Source organism: Amycolatopsis vastitatis (assembly GCF_002234595.1).
Lineage (GTDB): Bacteria > Actinomycetota > Actinomycetes > Mycobacteriales > Pseudonocardiaceae > Amycolatopsis > Amycolatopsis vastitatis.
On sequence record NZ_NMUL01000030.1, the window covers coordinates 51,863 to 76,667 of the forward strand.

At 71.0% G+C, this 24,805-nt stretch carries 25 protein-coding genes; 15 read left to right on the forward strand and 10 right to left on the reverse strand.

Translation table 11 applies throughout. The features are described from left to right. The first annotated feature begins 29 nt into the window (after positions 1–29). The 3 genes from CF165_RS27070 to CF165_RS27080 all read left to right on the forward strand — a co-directional run bounded on the left by CF165_RS27070 (position 30) and on the right by CF165_RS27080 (position 2,343). On the forward strand, positions 30–626 hold the full coding sequence (locus CF165_RS27070) for a TetR/AcrR family transcriptional regulator (RefSeq protein WP_093950389.1): 597 nt from the start codon (positions 30–32) through the stop codon (positions 624–626). Positions 627–802: 176 nt separating this feature from the next. Next, positions 803–1,303: a SigE family RNA polymerase sigma factor gene (locus CF165_RS27075; protein WP_167441576.1), complete on the forward strand. Its 501-nt coding sequence runs from the start codon at positions 803–805 to the stop codon at positions 1,301–1,303. After that, positions 1,303–2,343, forward strand: coding sequence for a hypothetical protein (locus CF165_RS27080; RefSeq protein WP_093950391.1), 1,041 nt, complete (start codon positions 1,303–1,305; stop codon positions 2,341–2,343). The genes CF165_RS27075 and CF165_RS27080 overlap by 1 nt, the downstream gene beginning before the upstream one ends. 625 nt (positions 2,344–2,968) lie before the next feature. On the opposite strand, the gene CF165_RS27085 is transcribed toward CF165_RS27080, so the two are convergent. Beyond that, a complete protein-coding gene (locus tag CF165_RS27085; protein ID WP_093950392.1) occupies positions 2,969–3,229 on the reverse strand; it encodes a hypothetical protein in 261 nt (86 codons plus the stop codon). Between the two features lie 783 nt (positions 3,230–4,012). Here CF165_RS27085 and CF165_RS27090 point away from each other — a divergent pair. Together CF165_RS27090 and CF165_RS27095 are read left to right on the forward strand one after the other, a co-directional pair. After that, positions 4,013–4,345: a helix-turn-helix domain-containing protein gene (locus CF165_RS27090; RefSeq protein WP_093950393.1), complete on the forward strand. Its 333-nt coding sequence runs from the start codon at positions 4,013–4,015 to the stop codon at positions 4,343–4,345. Positions 4,346–4,609: 264 nt separating this feature from the next. Continuing rightward, complete coding sequence (locus CF165_RS27095) at positions 4,610–5,206, forward strand: DUF8817 family protein (RefSeq protein WP_093950394.1); 597 nt, start codon at positions 4,610–4,612, stop codon at positions 5,204–5,206. A 45-nt stretch (positions 5,207–5,251) separates the two neighbouring features. On the opposite strand, the gene CF165_RS27100 is transcribed toward CF165_RS27095, so the two are convergent. Further along, positions 5,252–5,998: an SGNH/GDSL hydrolase family protein gene (locus CF165_RS27100; protein ID WP_240521812.1), complete on the reverse strand. Its 747-nt coding sequence runs from the start codon at positions 5,996–5,998 to the stop codon at positions 5,252–5,254. Positions 5,999–6,100: 102 nt separating this feature from the next. On the opposite strand from CF165_RS27100, the gene CF165_RS27105 reads away from it, so the two are divergent. From CF165_RS27105 to CF165_RS27115, 3 genes are read left to right on the forward strand one after another with little or no spacing between them, the layout of a single operon-like run. After that, complete coding sequence (locus CF165_RS27105) at positions 6,101–6,775, forward strand: winged helix-turn-helix domain-containing protein (protein WP_093950396.1); 675 nt, start codon at positions 6,101–6,103, stop codon at positions 6,773–6,775. Further along, positions 6,772–8,178 carry an ATP-binding protein gene (locus tag CF165_RS27110; protein ID WP_093950397.1) on the forward strand — a complete coding sequence of 469 codons (1,407 nt, stop codon included), beginning with the start codon at positions 6,772–6,774 and terminating at the stop codon, positions 8,176–8,178. The genes CF165_RS27105 and CF165_RS27110 overlap by 4 nt, the downstream gene beginning before the upstream one ends. Beyond that, positions 8,175–8,654: a hypothetical protein gene (locus tag CF165_RS27115; RefSeq protein WP_093950398.1), complete on the forward strand. Its 480-nt coding sequence runs from the start codon at positions 8,175–8,177 to the stop codon at positions 8,652–8,654. Before CF165_RS27110 ends, CF165_RS27115 begins: the two co-directional genes overlap by 4 nt. On the opposite strand, the gene CF165_RS27120 is transcribed toward CF165_RS27115, so the two are convergent. The 3 genes from CF165_RS27120 to CF165_RS27130 all read right to left on the reverse strand — a co-directional run bounded on the left by CF165_RS27120 (position 8,641) and on the right by CF165_RS27130 (position 11,535). Further along, positions 8,641–9,843 (reverse strand): acyltransferase family protein, encoded by a 1,203-nt coding sequence (locus CF165_RS27120; RefSeq protein ID WP_093950399.1) that lies wholly within the window; start codon positions 9,841–9,843, stop codon positions 8,641–8,643. The two genes, CF165_RS27115 and CF165_RS27120, sit on opposite strands and share 14 nt — an antisense overlap. A gap of 545 nt (positions 9,844–10,388) precedes the next feature. Then, complete coding sequence (locus tag CF165_RS27125; RefSeq protein WP_093950400.1) at positions 10,389–11,045, reverse strand: FG-GAP repeat domain-containing protein; 657 nt, start codon at positions 11,043–11,045, stop codon at positions 10,389–10,391. A gap of 70 nt (positions 11,046–11,115) precedes the next feature. Further along, positions 11,116–11,535, reverse strand: coding sequence for a MarR family winged helix-turn-helix transcriptional regulator (locus tag CF165_RS27130; protein WP_093950401.1), 420 nt, complete (start codon positions 11,533–11,535; stop codon positions 11,116–11,118). Between the two features lie 78 nt (positions 11,536–11,613). On the opposite strand from CF165_RS27130, the gene CF165_RS27135 reads away from it, so the two are divergent. Further along, complete coding sequence (locus CF165_RS27135; RefSeq protein WP_205660991.1) at positions 11,614–12,438, forward strand: SDR family NAD(P)-dependent oxidoreductase; 825 nt, start codon at positions 11,614–11,616, stop codon at positions 12,436–12,438. A gap of 214 nt (positions 12,439–12,652) precedes the next feature. Here CF165_RS27135 and CF165_RS53475 read toward each other — a convergent pair whose 3' ends face one another. Both CF165_RS53475 and CF165_RS27145 read right to left on the reverse strand, forming a co-directional pair. After that, positions 12,653–14,800 carry an FUSC family protein gene (locus CF165_RS53475; RefSeq protein WP_093950403.1) on the reverse strand — a complete coding sequence of 716 codons (2,148 nt, stop codon included), beginning with the start codon at positions 14,798–14,800 and terminating at the stop codon, positions 12,653–12,655. Positions 14,801–14,858: 58 nt separating this feature from the next. Then, positions 14,859–16,496 carry an FMN-binding glutamate synthase family protein gene (locus CF165_RS27145; RefSeq protein WP_093950618.1) on the reverse strand — a complete coding sequence of 546 codons (1,638 nt, stop codon included), beginning with the start codon at positions 16,494–16,496 and terminating at the stop codon, positions 14,859–14,861. Between the two features lie 85 nt (positions 16,497–16,581). On the opposite strand from CF165_RS27145, the gene CF165_RS27150 reads away from it, so the two are divergent. Continuing rightward, positions 16,582–17,547: a TIGR03557 family F420-dependent LLM class oxidoreductase gene (locus tag CF165_RS27150; protein WP_093950619.1), complete on the forward strand. Its 966-nt coding sequence runs from the start codon at positions 16,582–16,584 to the stop codon at positions 17,545–17,547. 8 nt (positions 17,548–17,555) lie between these two features. Here CF165_RS27150 and CF165_RS52815 read toward each other — a convergent pair whose 3' ends face one another. Continuing rightward, entirely contained in the window at positions 17,556–18,134 is a 579-nt protein-coding gene (locus tag CF165_RS52815; RefSeq protein WP_240521813.1) for a hypothetical protein, read from the reverse strand. 153 nt (positions 18,135–18,287) lie between these two features. Then, positions 18,288–18,647 carry an acyl-CoA-like ligand-binding transcription factor gene (locus tag CF165_RS53480; protein WP_276209744.1) on the reverse strand — a complete coding sequence of 120 codons (360 nt, stop codon included), beginning with the start codon at positions 18,645–18,647 and terminating at the stop codon, positions 18,288–18,290. A 59-nt stretch (positions 18,648–18,706) separates the two neighbouring features. Between CF165_RS53480 and CF165_RS27165 the strand changes: the two genes are divergently transcribed. Genes CF165_RS27165 through CF165_RS27180 form a run of 4 tightly spaced genes read left to right on the forward strand, consistent with a single transcriptional unit; the run spans position 18,707 to position 23,545 of the window. Then, complete coding sequence (locus CF165_RS27165) at positions 18,707–20,452, forward strand: CocE/NonD family hydrolase (protein WP_205660992.1); 1,746 nt, start codon at positions 18,707–18,709, stop codon at positions 20,450–20,452. Beyond that, positions 20,449–22,056, forward strand: coding sequence for an AMP-binding protein (locus CF165_RS27170; protein WP_093950405.1), 1,608 nt, complete (start codon positions 20,449–20,451; stop codon positions 22,054–22,056). Before CF165_RS27165 ends, CF165_RS27170 begins: the two co-directional genes overlap by 4 nt. Further along, complete coding sequence (locus tag CF165_RS27175) at positions 22,053–22,823, forward strand: enoyl-CoA hydratase/isomerase family protein (RefSeq protein ID WP_093950406.1); 771 nt, start codon at positions 22,053–22,055, stop codon at positions 22,821–22,823. The genes CF165_RS27170 and CF165_RS27175 overlap by 4 nt, the downstream gene beginning before the upstream one ends. Then, positions 22,820–23,545, forward strand: coding sequence for an SDR family oxidoreductase (locus CF165_RS27180; protein ID WP_093950407.1), 726 nt, complete (start codon positions 22,820–22,822; stop codon positions 23,543–23,545). Before CF165_RS27175 ends, CF165_RS27180 begins: the two co-directional genes overlap by 4 nt. Before the next feature lie 18 nt (positions 23,546–23,563). Here CF165_RS27180 and CF165_RS27185 read toward each other — a convergent pair whose 3' ends face one another. After that, positions 23,564–24,196: a TetR/AcrR family transcriptional regulator gene (locus CF165_RS27185; protein WP_093950408.1), complete on the reverse strand. Its 633-nt coding sequence runs from the start codon at positions 24,194–24,196 to the stop codon at positions 23,564–23,566. 92 nt (positions 24,197–24,288) lie between these two features. Between CF165_RS27185 and CF165_RS51300 the strand changes: the two genes are divergently transcribed. After that, positions 24,289–24,444, forward strand: a complete 156-nt coding sequence (locus tag CF165_RS51300; RefSeq protein ID WP_158226839.1) for a hypothetical protein — start codon at positions 24,289–24,291, stop codon at positions 24,442–24,444. Positions 24,445–24,805: the final 361 nt, after the last annotated feature.

Sequence of the window (24,805 nt, forward strand, 5' to 3'; positions counted from 1 at the left end):
TAAGGCACGTTACATGAAAGGCTGGTGTCGTGGCACGCACCGTTGATTCAGCCCATCGCGACGAGCTCCTCGAGGCCGTCGCGCGTGACCTTCTCCGCAACGGCCTCGTGGGTGCCTCGCTGGACCGGCTCGCCACCGCGGCCGGGACGAGCGGGCGCATGCTCGTGCATCATTTCGGCTCCAGGCGGGAACTCATCGACAGAGCGCTCGAACGGTGCCGGGAGTGGGAACTCGCCCGCGCGCGCGTTGAGCTGCCACCCAGACCCGACTTCCCCGACGTTCTGTCGCGGGCGTGGACATGGTTCGGGGGCGAGGAGGCTGGTCAGTTCTTCAGGCTATTCGGTCAGCTGGCGGCGGCGAGCCGGCTCGGCGCGGACCGCGCTCCGGTGTCCCGATCCCGGCTCAGCACCGAATGGCTCGCCATCGTCAGCGACGGATTTGCAGCGTGCGGCTGCGGTCCGGCCGCGGCGCAACGACTCGCCACGGTCTATGTCGCCCAAGTGCGCGGTCTGCTTCTCGACCTCGACGCGACCGGTGACAGCCTGCGCGTCGAACGCGCCTATCACCATTTCATGGCCGTTCTCGCCCGAAGTCCCGATCTGCCGGAAACCCAGCCACGCCCTTGACAAACAAGGCGGACAAGCGGAACTGCCCCATGGGCTGCTGATCCGGCTCGACGTGCGGCTGTTCGAGCGCGCCGGCTCGTCAGAATCGTTCCGGCGTGCCCTTCGTCGTGGGCGGGTTCGCAAGGAAGTTCTGCGTGGAGGTACACGGATCGTGCGGGCCAGCAGTCTTCATAGTGATGGCTGACTACGAGGACTTCGTCCGGGCGCACCTGCCGCGGTTGCTGCGTTACGCGACGATGCTGACCGGGGAGCGGGAGCAGGCCGCTGACCTGGTGCAGGACGTGCTGGTCAAGGCGTACCGACGATGGTCGCGGGTCAGCGATGCCGAGCATCCCGACCGTTACGTCCTGCGGATGGTGACCAACGACTACCTGTCCTGGCGGCGCAGCCGGTCGGCGCGGCTGATCGCCGTGGGCGACCCGCCGGACGAGGCGCGGCCGGACGACTTCGCGTCGGACCACGCCGCACGCGAGGACATGTGGCAGCGGCTGGCGCGGTTGCCCCGGCGCCAGCGCGCGGTCGTGGTGCTCCGGTACTACGAGCAGCTCGCCGACGCCGACATCGCCGACCTGCTCGGCTGCGCCCAGGCCACCGTGCGGGCCCACGCCCGCAAAGCCCTGACGACCCTGCGACACGGCCTGAGCATCGACCGGATGGCTCAGGCGAAGGAGAGCTGATGGACATCGAGAACCTGATCAAGGACACCTTCACCGCCCACGAGCCCGACGCCCCCGACAGCGACCAGGTGCTGGCGGCCACGCGTCAGCGCCTCGACCGCCGGCGCGCCGTGGTGAGCCCTCCGCTCGCGGCCGCCGCCGGGGTGGTCCTGCTCGCCCTGGCCGCGGTCGCCGTCGTCGCGCTGAACCGGCCCGCGCACGACAGCCAGGTAGCCACGGGCACCAGCCAGACCAGCGGTCCAGCCGCCGTCGATGCACCGGCCAAGGCGGCCATCGCGAATCTGACCATGCCCTTCTCGCTCGGCTGGCTGCCGCCGGGCAAGGCCGACTACCTCGCGCACCGGATCAACATCGGTGGCAGCGCGGCGAACCCCGACAAGCCGGTGTACGGCGGCGAGTACATGCTGACCGTCACGTCCGGGCGTCAGGTCCTGCTCGTGGACGTGCAGGAAATGCGGATGGTGCCGGTCGAGCAGGCCGCCTTCAAGTCCGGTCCGGGCCAGCCCGTCACCATCGGCGGGCGGGCCGGCGTGGAGAGCTCGCACTCCGGCGGCCCGGGCGGCTACGAGGTGTACCTGACCCACCCCGATGGCGGCTCGCTGTACGTCAACGTGGCCGCGCAGCCGGGCAGCACGGCGTCGGCGCAGCAACTGATCGACGCCGGCCGCCGCGTCGCGGAGAACATCACCTTCCCGGGCACGACCACCGTCACCCCGGGGTTCGGCCTCGGCAAGCTGCCCGACGGCCAGCGGATGTGCGCGTTCGACGTCGAGAAGGGCCCGGACGGTCCGCGCACGAGCTACTCGGTGGGCACGTGCAGCACCCTGCCGCCGGTCCAGGTGCGCATCGGCGAGGCCGGCCAGGTGCGCGGCACCGCGGGGGAACCGGTCCAGGGACACGCGACGCGCTACCTGGACGAGAACGGTTACCACACGCTCTGGATCCTCAAGGCCGTCCACGACGCGCCGATCGCCGTCGCGGGCCACGGCGCCCAGGCGGAGCTGTACGCCATCGCCGACCACCTCGTCCTGCCGCACTGAGGGTGTCGTGGGTCCTCTCCGGACGCGACCGAGGAGGACCCACGGTCGGCGGCCCGCTCGCAGACGCCGCTCCCCGCGCAACACCCGTACGAGTTCGTGTTCCCGATCCGTGGTGCGCCATGACATCGCTGCTGTCCACGCGTTCACCCGGGAGCGTCCGATGGCGTGTGCGGAGGGGGCGGCTTCGCCGGCCTCTGGTCTGGACCGGCGAAGCCTGGTCCCGGGGCTCCTGCGCGCCGAAACCCCAGAACTGGACATCTGACTACCCAGCCGTCGGAAAATCACACCGATCGGGGGATCCGCGCTGCGCCACACGGACGAATCCGTCGCTGGGCGTCGCGGACAAGAAGTTTCCTGTGACGGGCTCGACGCAGTACCGGGCGCGGCGGTGACCAGTTCCTGAGGCGGATCTTCCCCCGCGATCGCCGTCCATCCGCCGAGCGCGGCCCGGCCGTCCGCTGCCTGCCGGAGTGAGCGTCCCGCTGGGCGTGGGGTTGTGGCGAGTCCGCCCAGCATCCGCAACGTCGCCATGAACCCTGGCCCCGGTCCGCGCACCGCCCCCGCCCTACTCGACCATGGCTACCGCATCTCCTCTCCGCCGATACCGTGCGTCGCGGATCCGAGGTCAGGCGCCGAGGCGGCTGTAGAGCCGGCTGGCCAGGGTCCCGGCCAGCCGGTTCAACGCGGCGTGCGGATCGAGCTGCGCGAACTGTCCGAGCAGCTCCGCGGCCGCGTAGGCCTCGGCCTGCGACAACACCGCCACGCACCGCTCCCGCCGTCCCCGCTCCAGCAACCGCGTCAGCGCCTCGGCGTACTCGCCGAGGTCAGCGACCCCGGTCAGGCCGTAACGCTCCTCAAGTGGATCCTGGACGGCTTCGTCACTCACGGTGGTACCCCTCTTCCTCGGTGTCAGTCCGACACGCGGCAGAAAATCTATGTCGGCTGAAGTAGACATTAGATGGCGGGTGTGTGTAGTGTTCTGCTCGTAGCGAGAGAGACAACGTCAAGCAGGCGCGGGAGAGGACGTAACTACCCGCGAGGTGAGACAAGACGGTCAGGCAGTGCGGAGCCGATCACGGAACAAGGTTTCGGCTGGTGACCGGGAGCAGTAGCCCGGGGCCGGGTTGTGAAGAAGGTTCGATCAGGTAGTACCGGCCCCCGGGGCGCAGTAGTTGCAGGACGCGGGCGGAGCGCGTGCGCCCGTGAAGATCAGCGGTATCCGTAGTTGTTTGTGCAAGTGCAGTGGCAGGACCGGTCAGGTGGCCGGAGCCGATCAGTGAACGGGGCTCCGGGCAGTGACCAGCGACGTCAGCGTGCTGGGACCGATCAGTGGAAGGGTTCCGGCAGTGATGTCCGCAGCAGCAAGTGAAGTGGCAGTACCCGAAGTAACAGCAGTACCCAGTAAGTGGAAAACACAGGAGAGAAGGGATAGGGAGCATCATTGGATCGCCCGCAGCGGCTGGGTAACAGGGCCGCGCGGGTGCCGTAGTCCCATCGAGTTCGGAGGTGGTGCTCGGTCACGCATGAGCGATCCCCGCGAGTTCCGGTTTTCGGCCGGTCGCGGGTGCAGGAAGCCGGCGGTCGCGTCGGTTGACAATGGTGAAACCCAACCCTTTGAGGACCCCGGGTGCCGCGCGGCACCCGGGGTCCTTTGTGATGTGGAGGTGGAATGATTCCTGACCAAGCAGGACCGGCCGCACCGGATGCGGCCGACAAGTTCGACGACGAGCGGTACCCCGCCTACACGATGGGCAGGGCCGCGGACATGCTCGGCACCACGCAAGGTTTTCTGCGCAGCCTCGACGAAGCCGGGCTGATCACCCCGCAGCGCTCCGCCGGCGGGCACCGCCGCTACTCACGCCAGCAGCTGCGGCTGGCCGCCCGCGTCCGGGAACTGGTCGACCAGGGCACCGCCGTCGACGCCGCCTGCCGCATCGTCACCCTCGAAGATCAGCTCCACGAAGCCCAGCGCCTCAACACCGAACTCCGCACCCACGACTGAACCCTCCTCCCCAGCCGGCCCCGGCGGCGGACGTCGTAGTCGTTCGTGGGGCGGAGGAAACGGGAGCGTCATCGCCGAGGTTTCCCGACCGGATGGCATCGACCACGGCACCCGCTATCGACCGGCAATGCCGGCGGGAGCCACGACTGTCATCGGCGACCTGTCCAATGTGGAGCAGATCCTGTCACGTACGGGTCCATTTTGCTGTTCGCATGAGCAAATAGCTCGGTGTCGTTTCGGCAGGTCCGGACGTAGCCTCGGGCCATGGCGAACGAACTGACCATTCCGCTCCTGCCCTGTCCTTCCATCGACGAGATCGCGTCGTTCTACGAGATGCTCGGCTTCGAGATCACCTATCGGCAGACGCGGCCGAACCCGCACGTCGCGGTGCGACGGGAAGACATCAATCTGCACTTCTTCGGGATGGACGGCTACGACCCGGCGCAGTCGTACAGCACGTGCCTGGTCATCGTGGCGGACACCAGCGAACTGTTCGAGGCCTTCGCGGCGGGGATGCGGTCCGTGCACGGAAAACTGCTCGTCTCCGGCATCCCGCGCATGACACGGCCGCGGCTGCGCAACGACCGGTACACCGGATTCACCGTCGTCGATCCGGGCGGCAACTGGATCCGGATCACCAAGGCCGCCAAGGAACCCGAGGCGGCGACCAAGCTCGCCAAAGCCATGGAGAACGCCGCGAGGCAGGCGGATGCGCGCGGCGACGAACGCCAGGGGCTGAAGATCCTGGAAGGCGCGTTGAAGCGGGCGACCGGCGACGAACCGGAGTTTCAGGCGGTGCAGGAGTACCGCGACGAGCTCATCGAACGGATCAAGGGGGCTGAGCCGCGTCCAAGCGCTTGAGCGCGGCACGCACCACTTCGGGTCGCGCGCCGGTACACCGAGGGCTCAGCAGCCCTTGAAGTGGTCGTCCGCGGACCAGCCGGTGTTGGCCCAGGACTGCGCCGGTGCCGGTGTGAAGCCGGGGAACAGCTTCGCCAGTTCGGCGAGCAGCCAGCTGGTGAAGCGGGCGGCGCCCTGGGGGCAGGTGTGGATCCCGTCGGCGCTGCGGTCCGCCTTGCCGTCTTTGACCTGCTGGTAGGTGCTGCCCCACACCGCCCCCGCGTCGAGGACCGTGGCCTTGCCCGCGGAAGCGACCTCGCGCGCGACGTCGGGAGCGCGGTTCAGGTCGGCCATGTGCGGCTGGTAAAACTCGTCGGGCTTGATCGGGGGTGTGGTGACGAAGACCAGTTTCGCGCCGGCGCCGGTGACCGTCGTCACCAGCTTGCCGTAGGCGGCCCGCTGTTCTTCCCGGCTGCCCCAGTCGTAGGTGGTCAGCTGGTAGACGACCACCGCGGGGTGGGCCGCGGTGATCTGCCCGGGCAGCTTCCCCCAGTTCTCCTCGGAGAACGGTCCGACGACGTTTCCGCCGCCGTCGGCGGCGATCGACTGGAAGCCGGCGCCGCTCGCCTTGAACGCGGCAGCCAGGGGCAGTGCCTCGCCCACGGCGACGGAGTCGCCGAGGAAAAGCACCTTGCCCGGTCCGGAGCCGGACACCGGTTCGGGCGCGCCGGTCGTCGTGGCCCCGCCGGAGCAGGCAGTGGTCAGCAGGAGCAGGCCGGCCACGCCGAGGAGGGGAATTCGCGTTTTGCTCATGGCTCCGACGGTGCCGCCGCTGTGTCCGCGCGCTTCCGCCGTTCTGTCGCGGTCGTGTCGCAAGAAAACCGCCGAGCCGACTCGCGTGTCCATACTGGACGGGTGGCGGCGATTCTGCTGATCGAAGACGACCCCTTGGTCCGGCGCGGATTCGAGCTCGCGCTGGCCAGACACGGCCACGACATCCGCACGGCGGAAACCGGCGAGGACGGGCTGCGTCAGTTCCGCTCGGCCCCGCCGGACCTGGTGGTGCTCGACCTGATGCTGCCGGGCATCGACGGGTTCGAAGTCTGCCGCGGCATCCGGGCCGCCGGCTCGGTACCGGTGATCATGCTGACCGCGCGCGGCGACGACTTCGACGTCGTCGGCGGCTTGGCGGCGGGCGCGGACGACTACGTCGTCAAGCCGGCGCGGCCCACCGTGCTGGACGCGCGGATCCGCGCGGTGCTGCGCCGCGGCACGAGCTCCCCGGACGGCGTGCGGGTGCACCGCGACCTGCGCATCGACACCACGTCGCTGACGGTGTCGTCGCGCGGTGAGCCGGTTTCCCTGACGCCGACCGAGCTGCGGCTGCTGCTGACGTTGTCGCGGGCTCCCGGCCGGGTGTTCAGCCGGCAGCAGCTGCTGGAAGAGGTGTGGGAGCACGACTACCTCGGCGACTCCCGGCTGGTCGACAACTGCGTGCAACGGCTGCGGGCGAAGATCGAGGCCGATCCGGCGACGCCGGAGTACGTGCAGACCGTGCGCGGGTTCGGCTACCGGTTCGGACCGGTGTGAGGTTCCGGCCGCGGGGCCTGCGCGCCCGGCTGCTCGTCGCGTTCGTGCTGGTGACCGTGCTCGGCGCCGCCGCGGCGGCCTGGTCGAGCGCCGGCTCGGCGAGCACCGCGCTGGTCACCTCGACGCAGCAGCGGATCACCGAGGGCATCGCCGGCCGGCTCGGCGCGATCACTCCGCAGCTGACCTATCCGCCGGACCAGGACGCGCTCGACCGGCTGCGCACGGCCGCCGGGGGCGACACCGTGGTGACCTACCGGGATCTGCGGTCCTCGGCCGGGACCGGCACCGATCTGGTCCCCGACACGGTGCGCGTCGCCGTGCGCGGCCGGAACCGGCTCGTCACCCAGCGGATCACGGCCGGGGGCAGGCCGTGGCTGGTGGTCGGCACGCCCATCACGATCACCGCGCCGGACGGGGCACGCACCCCGTCCGGCATCGAGGTGTACTCCGTGCACGACCTCACCGATGTCGAGCAGCAGATCGACGGCCTCACCCGGTCCGCGACCATCACCGCCGCACTCGCGCTGCCGCTGGCGGTGGTGCTGGCGCTGCTGGCCGCGGGCAGCGTGCTGCGCCCGGTGCGCGAGCTCCGTGACACGGCCCGTCGGCTGGCCGGCGGCGACCTCGGCGCCCGGTCATCGCCGCAGGGCGCCGACGAGCTGGCCGAACTGACCGTCACGGTCAACGAAATGGCCGAGTCGGTGCAGACGTCGATGCTGGCGATGACCCGGATGCAGGCGGACGCTCGGCGGTTCGCCGCCGACGTCTCGCACGAGCTGCGCACCCCGCTGAGCACGCTGACGGCGGTGGTGGAGGTCCTGGCGACCACGGCGGACGGGATGGAGGCCGACGCCAGGGAGTCCGCGCAGCTGGCGATCGTCGAGACGCACCGGCTGGTCCGGCTCGTCGAGGACCTGATGGAGGTGGCCCGCTTGGACGCCGGTACCGCGCGGCTGCGGGTGGAGGAGGTCGACGTGGCCGGTGCCGTGCGGGACTGCCTGCGCGCCCGCGGCTGGCTGGACCGGGTCGACGTGGTGGCACCGGACGGGATCTCGCTGCGGCTGGATCGGCGCCGGCTGGACGTCATCGTGGCCAACCTGGTCGGCAACGCGCTGCGGCACGGAGAGCCGCCGGCTCGAGTCGCCGTCTCGGAGTCCCCCGAGGACGTGCGGATCGAAGTCACCGACCGCGGGCCGGGGCTGCCCGCGCACGTGGTGCCGCACGTGTTCGACCGCTTCTACAAGGCTGACGCCGCGCGCACCCGAACCCCGGGCAGCGGGCTCGGGCTGGCGATCGCGCTGGAGAACGCCCGCCTGCACGGCGGCGACCTCACCGCGGGCAACGCCGACGGCGGCGGTGCGCGGTTCGTGCTGTCCCTGCCGCGGAACCGGGAGGACTCGTGAAGCGGATCTGTTCAGCGGCAACGGTTTTCCTGCTCGCGGGCTGCGGGGTCCAGTCCTCCGAGGTGGCCGACGGGGGCGAGGCCCCGACCGGCGTGGCGCCGGGGATGACGCTGTACCTCGTCGACGCGCACGAGCAGCTCCGGCCGGAACTGCGGCAAACCGGTCACCTCGGCTCGATTTCCGATGCGCTGGCGCTGCTGCTGAGCGTGCCCAGCGGCTCGGATCTGCACACGGAGATCGCGCCGACGCCGGTGACGAGGGTCTCCGTGACGCCGACGACCGGCGTGCTTCAGCTGTCGGTGCCGCTGACGATCCACGACGTGACCCCGCTGGGCATCGACCAGATCGTGTGCACCGCGCTGGGTGTCCACGTCCAGGCCGGCGGGGACCGGCACACGAAGGTGCAGGTCCGCTTCGTCCAGCCCACCCCGGAGTCGGACCCGGCGCGGACCTGCCCGCTGATCACAGCCCGGTGATGTCGACGACGGCCGGGGCCGGGGCGGGCAGCACCACCCACAGCACGGCGAGCGCGGCCGTGACCGCGGTGAACGCCGCCAGCCCGCGCCGGCCCCGAGCCCACCGGGCCCGGAACCGGATCGGATCCTCGACCACGTACTTCGACAGCGTGGCCAAGCCGAGGGACAGGGCGAGGACCGCCAGTGTCCGGGGCAGACCGTCGATCTCCGGGGAAAGCAGCACGAACACGGGCCAGTGCCACAGGTACAGGCTGTAGGAGATGAGCCCGAGCCACCGCAGTGGCGGCCAAGCCAGGAACTTCGCCACCCACGTTCGCGGCGCTTGCACGCACAGCCCGATCAGCAGCGCGGCGGCCAGCGAGTGCGCGAACAGTCCGCCGGTGAACAGCCACCGCGAGGTCGTCCCGTCCGTCAGCGACCACGAGATCCCGATGCCGGCGGCGAGCAACGCCGTCACGGCGCCCGCCCACCGGACGGCCGCGCGGGCCAGCGCCGCCCGCACCGGCCCGGTGGCGACCACGGCGCCCAGCAGCAGGGAAAACGCCCGGGTGTCGGTGCCGGTGTAGACCCGGCTCGGATCGCCCGCGCCGACGAGCGTGACCATCAGCGCCAGTGAGCCGATCGAGGCCGTGGCCGCGACCACCGCCACCCGGATTTCCGGCCGTTTCGCGGATCGGGCGATGATCAGCAGGACCGGCGGCCACAGCAGGTAGAACTGTTCCTCGACGGCGATGCTCCACAGGTGTTCGAAGACCCGCTGCGACCCGAAGCGGTCCCAGTAGCCGGCCGACTCCGCGAGCAGGTGCCAGTTGACCAGGTTCAGCTGCACCCACGGGCCGTCCGCGAGTGTCGTCCGCACCAGGTCCGGCGGTCCCACCGCCCATACCAGCACGGTCACCCCGGCGAGCATCATCACCAACGCGGGCAGCAGCCTGCGGATCCGGCGGCCCCAGAAGGCGATCAGCGACACAGTTCGGGTCGCCTCGATCTCCCGCAGCAGCAGATCGGTGATGAGGTACCCGGACAGGGTGAAGAACAGGTCCACGCCGAGGAAACCCCCGGGCAGGTGGCCGGTGTGGAACAACAGCACACCGAGGATCGCGACCCCGCGCAGCCCGTCCAACGCGGGCAGCTGCGGCTTGCGTCCCCTGGTGAACGGAACGGCCTCGGCGGGGTGGGCTTGGTTCATGACGCCGACGGTGCCGGGCCCGTGTCGGTGTGCGGTCCCGGCACCGTCGCAGTCCGGTCGCAGCCGGTGCCGCCGAGCGGAGATCGGAAGTTCGCGCGCTCAGAGGCCGGCCGGACGGGGCGGGGTGCGCTGGTGGTCGTCGAACTGCCGGTCTGACCGGTCAAGCGCGGTCGTGGTGCGGCAGAACGCGGAATTCCGCTCCACGAGGAGAGGCCGAGGTCGGAACGCTGCGCTGCTCGGCCCAGTCGTTGTCGAGCGGCAGGTCGATGCCGAGGGTGAGCCGCCCGCGCGGCGGCCAGCACGACGGCTTTCGAGCGGTCGACCGTACCCGGCGGGTCCAGAGTCGCGGAGGGAGTCGTACGGGGCCGCTGGCCGCGGTCGACCGCCGCGGCCGCACTCGCGCCGAATGCGCGTTGTTGCCGTTCCCCGTGACCCGACGTCCACGCGAGTACGGCTTGGCCGGCACCCGGTGAGGAGACTCCTGGTGGCAGTCATGCCCGGCAATGCTGCGGCGAGTTTCAATCATCCAAAAAGGACGGACCGGTTCAGACGCAGCTCGGCGCGTACACCATCGTGATCGTGTCCGACGTCGGGCGGCCCGCGAACGCGTCCTCCTCGAGCACCCTCAGCGCGCCGTCGCGCAGCGCGTAGATCGTGCGAGTACCCGTGTACGTGATCTCGTCGGCCGGGAGGGCGACGTCGTCCGCCGAGGACACGACCGTCACGAACAGCCGGTCACCCCCGGGAGCCATGCACATGTAGCCCAGGTGCGCGGCTGTCCCGCCCCCTTCGGCGACCGAGAACGGCCTGTGGTCGGCGCCGACGACCCGGCTCAGCTTCCGGCCGTCGAAGTGCAGCACCGAAAAGGTGGTCGTGTCGGCCCCGAAGGACGTGGCGACGAGCAACTCGGCCCGGCCGTCGCCGTTGAGGTCGGCCACCCGCGGGGGCAGGATGCCGACCCGGCCGTCGGCCGGCAGGTGAATCGACGTGCGCCGGCCGTTCACGATCGCCGAGACCACCTGGTCGCCGCGACCGGCCTGCCAGGAAACCACGTCCTCCGGCGTACCGTCGCCGTTCAGATCGGCGGTGGTGTGGATCGGCGTGCCGGCCGACGCGGCCAGTGCCGGCGCGGTACCGGCGAACCCCAGTGCGACGGCGAATGCGGTCAGCGTGGCCTTACGAACGATTCCTTTGCGATTCATGAGAAATCCTCCACCCCGTGGGCGATCTCTTCGCCGAACGTTTCGGCATAGGGCAGCCCGGATGGCCGGTCTAGCCGGGGTGAAGGGCGCGGTTCAGCAGGGTGGTGAGCTGCCGTAGTTCGCTGTTGCTCAGTGCCGCCAGCGGGGTTTTTCCGAGGGTGGTCTGGAGCACCTCGTCGCGGACCCGGCGGCCCTTGGCGGTCAGGACCAGGACGCGGGAGCGACGGTCGGCCGGGTCCACGGTGCGCTCCACCAGGCCACGGTCGACGAGCTGGTTGGTCATGAAGGTCAGGTTCGAGGCGTTGCAGTAGAGGCGCTCGGCCATCACCTTCATCGAGGGTGGCGGCTCGGCGGGGTCGATCACCCACAGGGCCTGGAACGTCGCCGCGGTCAGGCGGTGCTCGGCCAGTGCCGGCCCGGTCAGGTCGACGGTCCGCATCCAGATGTCGTAGGTCGCGGCGACCGCCGCGTGGAGATCGGGCGCGGTCATGCCGCCATCCTACCGATGCTTCAAGACTTGAAAGATCATGCTAGCGTTGCTTCGAGACTTGAACTATTGGGAGGTCCTGTGAAAGACGGCTACCACGGCATCACCGCGCTCGTGACCGGTGCGTCCAAAGGGTTGGGGCGGGCGTACGCGGTGGAGCTGGCCCGCCGGGGAGCGCGGGTGATCCTGCTGGCCCGCTCGGAAAGCGACCTGCGCGAGCTGGCCGCGCACATCCGGGAACAGCACGGCGGGCCGGACGCCGAGGTGATCGTCGCCGACCTCGCCGCCGCGGACGGCCCGGAGCGGATCCTGCGGGAACTGCGCGACCGCGGCCTGACCGTCGACCTGCTGCTCAACAACGCCGGCATGGGCAGCGCGGGCCCGTTCCTGGGCCGTCCGCTCCAGCCGCAGCTGGGTTCGGTCGCGCTCAACGTCGGCGGCCTGCTCGCGCTGACCCACGCGATCGGGGCCGAACTGGTCGCCCGCGGTTCCGGCGGCATCGTCAACGTCTCCTCCACCGCGGCTTTCCAGCCGATGCCCTACCAGGCCAGCTATGCCGCGACCAAGGCGTTCGTGCTCTCCTTCACCGAAGCGCTGGCCGAGGAACTGCGCGGCACCGGTGTCCACGTCATGGCCGCGCACCCCGGCCCGATCGCGACCGGCTTCTTCGACGGAACCTCCGCCACGATCCACTCGGTCGCCGACGCGCCGGCCACCGTCGCGGCCCGCACACTCGACGACTACGCCCGGCGGCGTGCGGTGTCCTACCCGGGCCGTCCCGTGATGCGGGCCTTGAACCGGGCCATGACCTGGACCGCGCGCCTGCTGCCGCGCAGGACGGTCACCCGGGTGACCGGCGCGATGAATCGCCGGCAGGGCATGCACGAGGTCGTCGACCTCGCCTGACGCGCCTGGATCGGCCAAGCCCGCGAGGCGTGGGTGGTCGCGAGCCCGACGTGGCCTCGGCCCAGGACGGCAAGCGTGTCCTGGGCGTACTGGCCGACGAGTACGGGCCGCCGGCCGGTCGGGTGGTCCGGATCCGCTGCGCGGCGGCGAGGTCCCGCTCGAGATGGCAGTCGGCTCTTCGGCGACGGCTCGGTGCGGTGTCAGCGGGCGCGCGTTACCGCCACCAGGGACGATGGCGCTGGGCGGCCACCACGCCGGCCGGATCGACGAGTTCGGCGAGACGGGCGGAGATGTGCTTGATGTGCTCGTTGACCCACAGCGCGCAGGCGAGGTCGCGCACCGAGGCGCCGGGCTGCTGGAGGAGGTCCGGGAAGGCGGGCGGGGCGAGCATGGGGACGTCGCCGTGGTCGGTGCGGTCCAGGCGGGAGGCCAGGTGGTCGTACCAGGCGGCGAGCTGGCCCGCCTGGTCGCCGAGGAGCCGGCGGAACGGGTCCGGCTCGACGTGGGGGTTCGGGAGCCCGGCCAGTGAGTGCGCGGTGAGCCGCGAGCGGACGGTCCCCATGACCAGCCGCCACAGGTCGGGCTTGGGGACGTGCTTGGTGCCTTGCTCGCTGAGGAACCCGCGGAGTGCGTCGTCGAGGCGTGCTCCGGCCGCGGTCGCCGCGACGGGGGAGGGCGGGTCGTGCCGGAGGCCGAGCGCCCAGTTCGCGGCCGCCGACAGGTACGCGCCGCCGGCGCGGAACGCGTCGGCGAGGTCGTCGGCGACCACGGCCCTGGCACCGCGGGGCCAGAACAGCGCGCCCACCACCAGGCACACCGCGCAGCCGATCGCGACGTCCTCGATCCGCACGACACCGATCTGCCAGCCGGCCGGTGCGAGCAGGTTGAACAGCACCGAGACCGTCACGGTGAAGGCCGCCTGGCCGGCGGTGAAGGGCAGCGCGCCCGGCGCGTAGCCGGCCACCAGCACCGCGATCGGCAGGGCGATCCACAGCGCGGGCGCGCTGGTGCCGATGACCAGCAGCAGCAACGCACCGACGACGACGCCGAGTGCGGTGCCGATCAGCGCCCGCAGCGCGGTCGACCCGGTCGCCGCCGCGTTGCCGCGCAGCACGGACAACGTGCCCAGCACCACCCAGAACCCGTGCTCGACACCGCTCGCCCCGGCGACGACGACCGCCGCGGTCAGGGCCACCGCGCCGCGCAGGCTGTTGACGAACCACACCGACCGCAGGCTCGTGTGCGGCGAAGCGACCCGGGCCAGCGAGGCCATGGAGAGCCGGCCGGGAAAGCGCGTCCGCCGTCCGCCGGGCACCGCGGCGCGGGCTTCGGTCACCGCTTCGCGGACGGCGAACGCGCCGGTGCGGGCGTGGAAGGAAAGGTGCACCGCGTCGACGTAGCCGGGATCGCCGGATCCCAGCGCGCGCAGCCGTTCCACGCTCGCCTGGATCCTGCGGTCCAGTTCGCCGGCGTCGAAGGAGCCGGGCCGACCGGCCATCAGCCGGGAAACCTCGCGCAGGCCGGCGCTGGTCTCGGTGAGGAGCTCCCGTTCGACCTCGGGTGCTCCGCTCAGGTCGGGGTATTCGCTCATGGTGTCGGCGATGACCGAAGCGCACCACTCGAGCAGGCCGACCAGGTTGTCGAGGGCCTGGTCTTCGGCGGCCAGCCCGGTGGGGCGGTAGGGCGTCGCGGTGAATTCGTCGATCAGGTGGTGCTTGGCTTCGACCGCCGCCTCGTGCGCCGTGGCCACGTCCGCGCTGCCGCGCAGGGCCGCGTCCAGGTGGTCGGCCAGCGCGGCGGCCGCTCGCGACGCCGCGTCCCGCAGGGCCGTGGCGGGCGACCGGGGCGACAGCAGCAGGACGGCCGCGGTGCCGACCACCGAGGCCAGCCACCAGCCGCCGAGGCGGGCCGGCACCATGCTCATCGTGCCGGGGGAGGCGGCCGGGAGGACGTAGGCGAGCAGCGCGGCGACGCCGCCGGCCGCCGCGTTCGGTCCCGCGACTCCGCCGAAGAGCACCAGGAAGGTGACGACGAGCGTCACGACCGCCGCCAGGGGCAGCGACGCGCTGGCGGCGGTGCCGATGATCAGCAGGACGCTGCCCGTGACAGCGAGTCCGAAGTGGGCGCGCAGCTTGTCCCGCCGACCTCCGCCGAACGACGCCATGACCAGTGTGGCGAACCCGCCGAAGGCGGCGAACGTCGCCACCTGCAGGTCGCCGATCACCGTGATGCTGAACGCGAAGAGGACGGGAACCACCAGAGTGGCGCGGACGGCGCGCAGGGCGGCGGTCGACGACCATCGCGGGATCCAGTCCCGGGGCGCTGCCCGGCGGGTCTTCAGAGCGGGGGAGTCGATCGCCACCCGCCGAGCATAGACGGCGACGACGTCGCGAACGCCCTGTTGGCGAGACCGCGGCTGATCAGACGGTGAAGCGGTCGGGATCGGCCGCGGCCCAGTCTTCCGCCCAGTCCCGCGGGGGTTCGGCCAGCAGCTGCTCAGGTGCGAGCCAGTCGTAGAGCTCCGCGTAGGACAACACCTGGTGGGGATCGACGCGGCGACGGAGCATGTGCGGCCGCAGCTCGGCGGGGAACCGGACGCCCATCGACGCCATGATCTGCTGCGCGCCGGTCACCGTGGCGCGCTGGAACCGTTCCACCCGCAGGGATTTGTCTTCGACGTCCAGTGCGCGGGCGCGGCGGGCGTCCTGAGTGGTGACGCCGGTCGGGCAGCGGTTGGTGTGGCAGCGCTGGGCCTGGATGCAGCCGACCGCGAACATCATCGCCCGCGCCGCGTTGGTGTAGTCGGCGCCCTGCAGGAGGCGCTTGACGATGTCGGAGCCGGTGGCGACCTTGCCGCTGGCGCCGAGCTTGATCCGGTCGCGCAGGCCGGTGCCGACCAGTGCGTTGTGGACGGTGATGAGGCCTTCGGTCAGCGGGGTCCCGATGTGGTCGGCGAACTCCAGCGGCGCGGCGCCGGTCCCGCCTTCGGCGCCGTCGACGATGATGAAGTCCGGCGTGACGCCCTCGGCGAGCATGGCCTTGCAGACGGCGAGGAACTGGCGTCGCGACCCGAGGCAGAGCTTGAACCCGGTCGGCTTGCCGCCCGCCAGCTCGCGCATCCCGGCGATGAACCGGACCAGCTCCCGCGGTGTGGAGAACACCCGGTGGTAGGGCGGGGAGATGACGCTCTTGCCTTGGGGGACATCGCGGACGCGGGCGATCTCCGCGTTCACCTTGCCGCCGGGCAGCACGCCGCCGATGCCGGGTTTCGCGCCCTGGGACAGCTTCAGCGACACGCACTTCACGGCGTCGTGCGCGGCTTTGCCGGCGAATTCCGCTCGGTCGAAATCGCCGTCGGAGGTCCGGCAGCCGAAGTAGCCGGTGCCGATTTCCCAGACGAGGTCGCCGCCGTGCCGCAGGTGGTACTCCGACAGCCCGCCTTCGCCGGTGTCGTGGGCGAACCCGCCGAGCGCGGCGCCCTTGTTGAGGGCCAGGATCGCGTTCGCGGACAGGGAGCCGAAACTCATCGCCGACACGTTCAGCAGCGCCATGTCGTAGGGCTTCGTGCAGTCGGGTCCGCCGATCCGGACCTTCGGCGGATCGTCGGGCGGCGCCACCGGGGCCATCGAGTGCACCAGCGACTCGTACCCGTCGGCGTAGACGTCCCGTTCGGTCCCGAACGGCTCTTCGGCGTCGGTGCCCTTGGCGCGTTCGTAGACGATGCTGCGGATGTCCCGGTCGTACGGGCGGCCGTCGAAGTTGCGTTCGACGAAGTACTGCTGCAGCTCGGGCCGCACGGCTTCGAGCAGGAACCGCAGGTGCCCGAGGATCGGGTAGTTCCGCAGGACCGAGTGCCGGCGCTGCGCGAGATCCCAGCACCCCACGACGGCGAGCAGGAGCAGCGGTACGGCGAGCAGCCACCACCACGGCCCGGCGACCATGGCCAGCGCGGCGACGCCGAGCGAGAGCAGCGACAACACGGCCACCACACCGAATCTGAGCACGGAACCGAAGCTAACGGCGGCACCGGCAGGGCGCAGGGTGAGCACGGCGATCACGCCACTGATGGGGCATTCGTCCCGTGCGCTGGCTGTTTCACCGCCGCGGTGTGTGCGGGCCGGGCGGCCGGGGTATCCGGCCGGCATGACGTCGATCGGCTACTTCCTTTCGTGCGAGCAGTACGGTCCCCGCGAGCTCGTCGCCCAGGCCCGCGCGGCCGAGCGCGCCGGGTTCCGGCGACTGTGGATCTCGGACCACTTCCACCCCTGGAACGACGCCCAGGGCCAGAGCCCGTTCGTCTGGTCGGTGATCGGTGCCCTGTCGGAGGCCGTTTCGCTGCCGATCACGACGGCGGTCACCTGCCCGACCGTGCGGATCCACCCGGCGGTGCTCGCCCAGGCCGCCACCACCGCCGCGGTCCAGCTGGACGGCCGGTTCGTGCTGGGCGTGGGCTCGGGGGAGGCGCTGAACGAGCACATCCTCGGCGACCCCTGGCCCTCGGCCGGGCAGCGGCTGGAGATGCTCGAGGAAGCCGTGGACGTCATCCGCAAGCTCCACGCGGCGGGGGCGCGCGGCGAAGCGGTGAGTCACCACGGGACGCACTACGAGGTGCAGGACGCGCGGATCTACACCGTGCCGGCCGAGCCGGTGCCGATCTACGTGTCCGGGTTCGGGCCGCAGGCCACGAAGCTCGCCGGCCGGATCGGCGACGGGTACTGCACGGTCGTGCCGGACGCCGACCTGGTCCGGGCCTTCCGCGAAGCCGGTGGCGGCGACAAGCCGGTGCAGGCCGGCATGAAGGTCTGCTGGGACGCCGACGCCGGAGCGGCGCTGGACCGGGCGCACCGGCTGTGGCCCAACGACGTCCTGCCCGGGCAGCTCGCCCAGATCCTGCCGCGGCCGGAGGACTTCGAAGCCGCGACGTCGTTCGTGCCGCGCGACGACGTCGGGGAGGCGATCGTGTGCGGCGACGACCCGAAGGCCCACGCGGAACGCGTCCGCCAGTACGTCGACGCCGGGGTGGACGAGATCTACGTGCAGCAGGTCGGCGCCGACCACGAGGGTTTCTTCCGCGGCTGGCAGGAGCACGTCCTGCCCGAGTTCCACTGACGGCCGCGTCAAGCCTTGAGGTCGAAGCCCGTTACGTACCAAGCTCCTCCGCGTTTCTCCACCTTGAGGCTGAGGCTGAACGAGCCGGTGTCGCCGGTGGCGCCGACGAGTTCGAGACTGCGCAAGGTGCGGCCGTCGAGCGTGACCGCCGTGTCAGGCACGGTGACCCGGTCGCCTTTCGCCGTCACGTCGGCCACCTCGACCGTTCCCTTTGGGGGCAATTCGACGCCCGGCTTCGCCCATGCGTCGTGCAACGACTTGGCGCCCGCCAAGGCCGCCGGCTTCTTGCACAGGGACTCGGGGTCTTGACCCGCGGGCAGCGCGGGAGCACTGGACAGGCACGCCTCCGTGTACTGCTCGGTCAAGATCTGGGTGACCCACCGCTCGACGGCCGCAGCAGGCGTCTTGGCGGGCGGCACCGGGGACGACGTGGTCGGGTCACTCGCCGCCGAAGCGACCGGGCCGGTCGTGGCCGGGGCCGCCGATCCGGCCACGCGGACCGAACCGCACGCCGCCACCAGCACGATCGTCGGCAGCACCAAGGACATAAGCCACCGCACCGCCGGGATGCTCGTCCTGCCAGTCACGAAAATTCCTCCTCGCCCGGCCGGTTCCACCTCCGAGCTTCGTCGGGCCGGATCTTCGGACCGGCGACCGGGACCGTCAACACGAGCCGGGGAAGTCTGCCTCTTCGGACATGCCGTCGGTTCCTCTGAGTCCTTCCTCGCCGCGGGCGAGGGTCAGCTCGGGCCGGTGCTGAAGTCGAGGGCCGGGGTGATCATCGCGAAAGCCTGGTCGACCAGCTCGTCCATGGTCTGGGTGCCGTCGCTGTCCCCCCAGCGGCGCAGCCCGGTCTGGAACGCGGCGAGGGCGATTCCGGCGGCAAGACCCGGGCGCAGGGCGGTGTCGGGATCCAGCCCGGTGCGCCTGGAGAGGAGGCCGGCCATCTCGGCCTGCCACGGGGCGCCTGGATCCGCAAGGCACCACTCGTCTGGAACGCACGCGGCGGCGAATAGCCGCGGTCGCGGTCGGACCGCCTCGAGTGAGCGGCCTTGAAGGGGCCTGTCGCTTTCCGAGGTGGGTACATTGACAGGGTACAGACGTGCTGTCTAACGTACCCTCATTCGAACCCGCCGTTCAGCTCGTCGAGGAGCGCCGAATGCCGCACGTATACGACATAGATGTCCGGATTCCGATGCGTGACGGCGTCGCCCTGGCGGCCAACGTGTGGCGCTTGGCCGAGGGCGAGGGGCCGACACTGCTGGTGCGTCTCCCGTACGGCAAGGACGTCATGGGCATCACCCAATCGGTCATGCCCGACTTCCTCGCTTTCCTGGAGGCCGGCTACGCGGTGGTGGTGCAGGACTGCCGGGGTACCCATCGCTCGGAAGGTGAGTTCGTTCCGCACATGGCCGATCGCACCGACGGCGAGGACACTCTCGCCTGGATCGCCGGTCAGTCGTGGTCGGATGGCACGGTGGGCATGTACGGGGCGTCCTACCTGGGGATGGTCCAGTGGGAAGCCGCCGCGACCGGCTCTTCCGCCCTGAAAGCGATTGCGCCGTCGGTCACCTCGATCGACAACTACGAGGCTCCCTGGTACTCCGCGGGCGGTGCGCTCTCGCTGAGCCTGGTCACGTTGTGGAACGCCATGATGTACACGGCCGACGCACAGCGGTCGCTGGCGCTCGGCGAAGGCTCGTTGCCCCAGGTGCAGGAGCTGGTTCAGGCGTTGCTGACCCAGGAGTCCCTCAACGATGTGCTGCCGACGGCGGAGGTCCCGGTCTTGGCGGCGTACGGGAAGTGGTGGGACGACTGGATGGCCCACCCGTCCCACGACGAGTACTGGGACGCGATGGAGCTCACGCCCGAGCTCAAGAACGTCACCGCCCCGGCGCTGAACATCGGCGGCTGGTACGACCTCTACATCGGACAGACCGTCCGCACCTTCACCGCCGCTCGCCGGAACGCCGGCAGCGAGCAGGCGCGCGAGGGACAGCGGCTCATCATCGGTCCGTGGGATCACCTCTCCGTGGATGGCGTCTATCCCGACCGGTCGTTCGGCCCGATGGCCACGGCCCAGCTCCTGGGCTTGACCGACCTGCACGTGAAGTTCTTCGACCACTGGGTCAAGGGCGACACCACCGCGTTGGACGGCGTGGCCCCGGTGAAGATCTTCGTGATGGGCATCGACCAGTGGCGCGACGAGCAGGACTGGCCGCTGCCCGACACGCAGTGGACCGACTTCCACCTCGGCAGCGCCGGTCACGCCAACACCGCCGGCGGCGACGGCGTGCTGACCACCGAGCCGGCGGCCGTCGCCGAGCACGACACCTACCTCTACGACCCGCGCCGCCCGGTGCCCACGGCCGGCGGGGCGTGCCTGCCGATGACCCCGGGGTTCGGCGGCCCGGTCGACCAGCGGACCGTCGCCGCTCGCGAGGACGTCCTGTGTTTCACCGGTCCCGTGCTGGAGGAGCCCGTCGAGGTCACCGGACCGGTCTCCTTGAAGTTGTTCGTGTCGTCGTCGGCGGTGGACACCGACTTCACCGCCAAGCTGGTCGACGTCTTCCCCGACGGCAAGGCGATCAACCTGTGTGACGGGATCCTGCGGGCCCGCTACCGCAACGGCCTCGCCACGGAAGAACCGATGGATCCCGGCACGGTCTACGAAATCACCGTCGACCTGACCGCCACGTCCAATGTTTTCCTGCCCGGGCACCGCGTCCGCCTCGACGTCTCCAGCAGCAACTTCCCGCGCTACGACCGCAACACCAACACCGGCGGCGTCATCGCCCGCGAGACGGAAGCGCAGATGGTGCCCGCGATCAACCGCATCCATCACGGGCCGGAGCACCCCAGCCGCCTCGTCCTGCCGATCATCGACCGGAAGGGGCAGCAGTGAGCGCCGCCGGCCGGGTCGCCGAGCTGACCGCGGAATTCGGCGCACCCCTCCTCGACGTGGCGTGGCTGCTGTGCGACCGGCACCCCGCCGACCGCGTCGCGTTCACCGTCGTCGACGGCGAGCCTTTCACGCTGTCCTACGGAGAACTGGCAGCACGCTCACACCACTACGCACGGGCGTTGCAAGGGCTCGGCGTCGGACCCGGCGACCGGGTGGCGACCCTGATGGGCAAGAGCACCGACCTGGTCACGCTCGTCCTCGCCATCTGGCGGCTCGGCGCGGTCTACGTCCCGCTGTTCACCGCGTTCGCGCCCCAGGCCATCGCCCTGCGGCTGGACGGCTCGGGCGCGCACGTCGTGGTCGTCGACCCCGACCAGCGCCACAAGCTCGACCCGGGCCCCGACCTGCCGCACGACCCTCACCGCCGCGTCGTCACCCGCGCGGAGCTGGCGGACCTGGCCGCCGCCGCGTCCCCGGAGCCGGTGCCCCGGGTCACGACGAGCGGGGACGGGCCGCTGGTGCACATGTTCACCTCCGGCACCACCGGCAAGCCCAAGGGAGTGATCCACCCCGTCTCCTACATCGCCGGCTGGCAGATCTACCTCGAGTACGCCTTGGGTGTCACCCCGGAGAGCAGCTACTGGTGCGCTGCCGACCCGGGGTGGGCCTACGGGCTGTACTCCGCCATCGTCGCTCCGCTGGCCGCCGGCGTCCCGAGCCTGTTGCTGGCGGGCGGATTTTCCGTCGAGACGATGTGGCGCACGCTCCTCGAGCACTCGGTCACCGACTTCACCGCCGCCCCGACGGTGTACCGGGGGCTGCGCTCCTCCTCGGTGCCCGTGCCGCGGGGGCTGAGCCTGGAACGGGCGTCCAGCGCGGGGGAGCCGCTGACTCCCGAGGTCAACGACTGGGCGCGCGCCGCGCTCGGTCTCGCCGTGCACGACCACTTCGGCCAGACCGAGGTCGGCATGCCGCTGGCCAACCACCACCATCCGGAACTCGCCCGTCCCCTGAAGGCCGGGTCGATGGGCCGGCCGGTGCCCGGCTGGAGCCTGACCGTCCTCGCCGACGACAAGGACGAGCCCGTCGACCCGGGCGTGCTCGGCCGGGTCGCCATCGACGTCGCCGCGAGCCCGCTGATGACCTTCCGCGGCTACCAGATCCCCGGGCAGAGCGACGCCAAGTTCACCGCCGACGGGCGTTGGTACCTCACCGGCGACGCCGGGCGGTTCGACGCCGACGGCGACTTCTTCTTCTCCTCGCGTGACGACGACGTCATCATCATGTCCGGCTACCGCATCGGGCCGTTCGAAATCGAGAGCGTCCTCGCCCAGCACCCCGCCGTCGCCGAGTGCAGCGTCGTCGGCGCACCCGACGACGTCCGCGGGGAGGTCATCGAGGCCTACGTCGTCCTCCGCGACGGCCACGACGCCTCGCCGGCGCTGGCCACGGAACTCCAGCAGTTCGTCAAGACCCGCTACGCCGCCCACGCCTACCCGCGCACCGTCCACTTCATCGACGCCCTGCCCAAGACACCCAGTGGCAAGACGCAGCGGTACCTGTTGCGCCGGCGGCGAGCCGAACTGACCGCGGGGACACGGTGACCGAACCGCTGCTCGTCGAGCAACGCGGCGCTGTCCGGTGGTTGTCGCTCAACCGGCCCGAGCGGCGCAACGCCCTCGACGTCACCCTGATCGAAGCCCTGGACAAGCAGATCGCCAGCGCCGAGGCCGATCCCGCCACCGCGGTCGTCGCGGTGGCGGGCACCGGGCCGAGCTTCTGCGCCGGCGGCGACTTCCACCAGTTCCTGGACCTGCACGACCGGGGTGAGAACCCCGTCGGCTTCCTGACCGACGTCTCGGCCTGCTTCAGCCGCATCGCGGCCGCCACCAAACCGTGGGTCGCCGTGCTGCACGGCCACGCTGTCGCCGGTGGTCTCGAACTCGCCTTGGCCTGCGATGTCGTGGTCGCCGCCGACACCACGCTCATCGGCGACGGTCACCTCGCCCGCCGGCTCGTCCCGGCGGGCGGATCCAGCGTCCGGCTGCCCGCTGCGGTCGGGCGCGGGCTGTCGCGCTGGCTCCTGCTCACCGGCGAGCTGCTGCCCGCGACCGCGTTCGCCGGCACCGGCTGGATCCGCGCGATCGTGCCCGAAGCGGATCTGCACGACACGGCCGACCGGATCTGCCGTCAGCTGGCCGAGCGTGCCAGTCCGGCCCAGCAGCGGCTCAAGACGCTGCTGCACCGCATCGACGGCGTCGCGCCCGAACCCGCCCTGCGCGAGGAACTCGCCACCTTCGCCGACAACTGGCCGGCCAGCTCGGTGGCCGACGCCCTGCGAGACTTTCTCGAGACCGGAGACAACCGATGAACCGCTACCACGGACGCGTCGTCGCCATCACCGGTGGCGCCCAGGGCCTCGGCCTCGCCATGGCGACCCGGTTCGCCGCCGAAGGCGCCACTGTCGCGGTGGCCGACGTCAACGCCGAAGCCCTGGCCGGTCCACTCCGCGCCGACGTGGTCGACGTGACCGACTCCGTCCAGGTGAACGCCTGGATCGCCGCCGTCGTCGAGGACTTCGGCCGCCTCGACGTCCTGGTCAACAACGCCGGCATCATCCGCGACAACCGGGCCGAGGACATCACCGACGAGGACTGGCACGCGGTGCTCGACGTGAGCCTCACCGGCAGCTTCCACTGCGCGCGCGCCGCGTTCGGGCCCATGAAGCGCCAGGGCTACGGCCGCATCGTCAGCTTCTCGTCCATGTCGTGGCGCGGGAACTTCGGGCAGGCCAACTACGTGGCCGCCAAGGCCGGCATCGTCGGCCTGACCCGCACCCTCGCCCTCGAAGGCGCCCGCCACGGCATCACCGCCAACGCCATCGCCCCCGGCCTCATCGAGACCCCCATGCTCGCCTCGATGAACGGCCCCGCCCGCGACAAGCTCACCGGCAAGATCCCGATGCGCCACACCGGCAAGCCGGAGGACATCGCCGAGGCCGCGGCGTTCCTGGCCGCCGAAGCCGCCGGCTACATCACCGGCGTCGTCCTGGACGTGGACGGCGGCATCTCCATCGGATCGTCGATCCGCTGACCCTCAAGCCGCTGACCCTCAAGCCGGTGGTGCGCTGAGCCCGTGCAGCAGGAGATCGGCCATTTCGGTGTACGCCTCACCAGCGCTCAGGCCGCCCTGCAGGAGCACGCCGGACTGGACGCCTTCGATGGCCAGCGCCACGAGCTGCCCGGCGAAGTTCCCGTCGATCGACCGCAGCGCGCCTTCCTTGACGCCCTCGGCGATCAGCTCCTGAACGCGCCGGGCCGCGGCCGCGGAGTTCGTCCGGTAGATGCTCGCGGTCGACCGGAGCCCGATCATGTCGGCGTAGAACTGGGTCGAGCACCGGCTCATCGCCCGGCCGACCCCCGACAGGTAGGCCGGGATGCGCAGCCGCGGGTCGGCCACCTCGGCCACGGCGTGCTCGATCTGTTCGGTCGCCTGCCGGAAGAACCCCTTCGTCAGGGCCACCACCAGCTGTTCCTTGTTCCCGGCCACGCTGTAGAGCGTCGCTTTCGAGCAGTGGAGCCGGTGCGCCAGATCGTCCATGCTCAGCGCGAGGAAACCCTCGGCGAGCACGAGTTCTTCGAGGTCCTTGAGCAGCTGGGCCCGGCGTTCGGGATCGACCCGGCGGCGCCGCGCCGAACCGTTGCCGGTGTCGTCCACTCCGGTGATCAGAGGCCCCGTCGTCACGGACCCAGTATGACCCGGCGGGGAGATCCTGTCCGGCCCAGGCGCGCCGGCCGAGTCCGCTTGACACAGAAACGACGTGGTAAGGATGGCCGATGTCCTTTCCGACTGGTGCCGAGCGCACGCCGGGGAAGGGTTCGGCCGGACCGGTGCGTGAGGAATACGTGGCGGCGCTGGAAGAGGCTCTCGGCCAGGCCCTGCCGCCGGTGCTGCGCGCACGACCCGCCGGTGGTTGTGCTGCAGGCCCGTAGCCTTGGCGATTTCTCGTCCAATGGTTCGAAACCGGCCTCGACCCTGACGAGGACAACCCCCTCGACGCCGTCCATGAGGCCGCGAACGAGGTGTGGCGCCGTCCGCCGGAGCAGTGGGACGCACGTACTGCCGAACCAGGCACTGGCGTCGCCTGGGCGGGCCCGCACGCGGCCGTCCGGCAGGGAACGGCTTGGCGGGCGGTACCGGCTCACATCCGGCCGTAGGTGGGTGTGGGCTCCGGTTTCGCCGGGGCCCGCGATCTTCCCAGCTTGACCGGCAGGTGCTCGAGGTCGCCGCGCTCGACGGTGCGTCCGGCCTGCGGCTTCGGCTCGTCGCTGAACGCAGGCAGGCCAAGCCGGC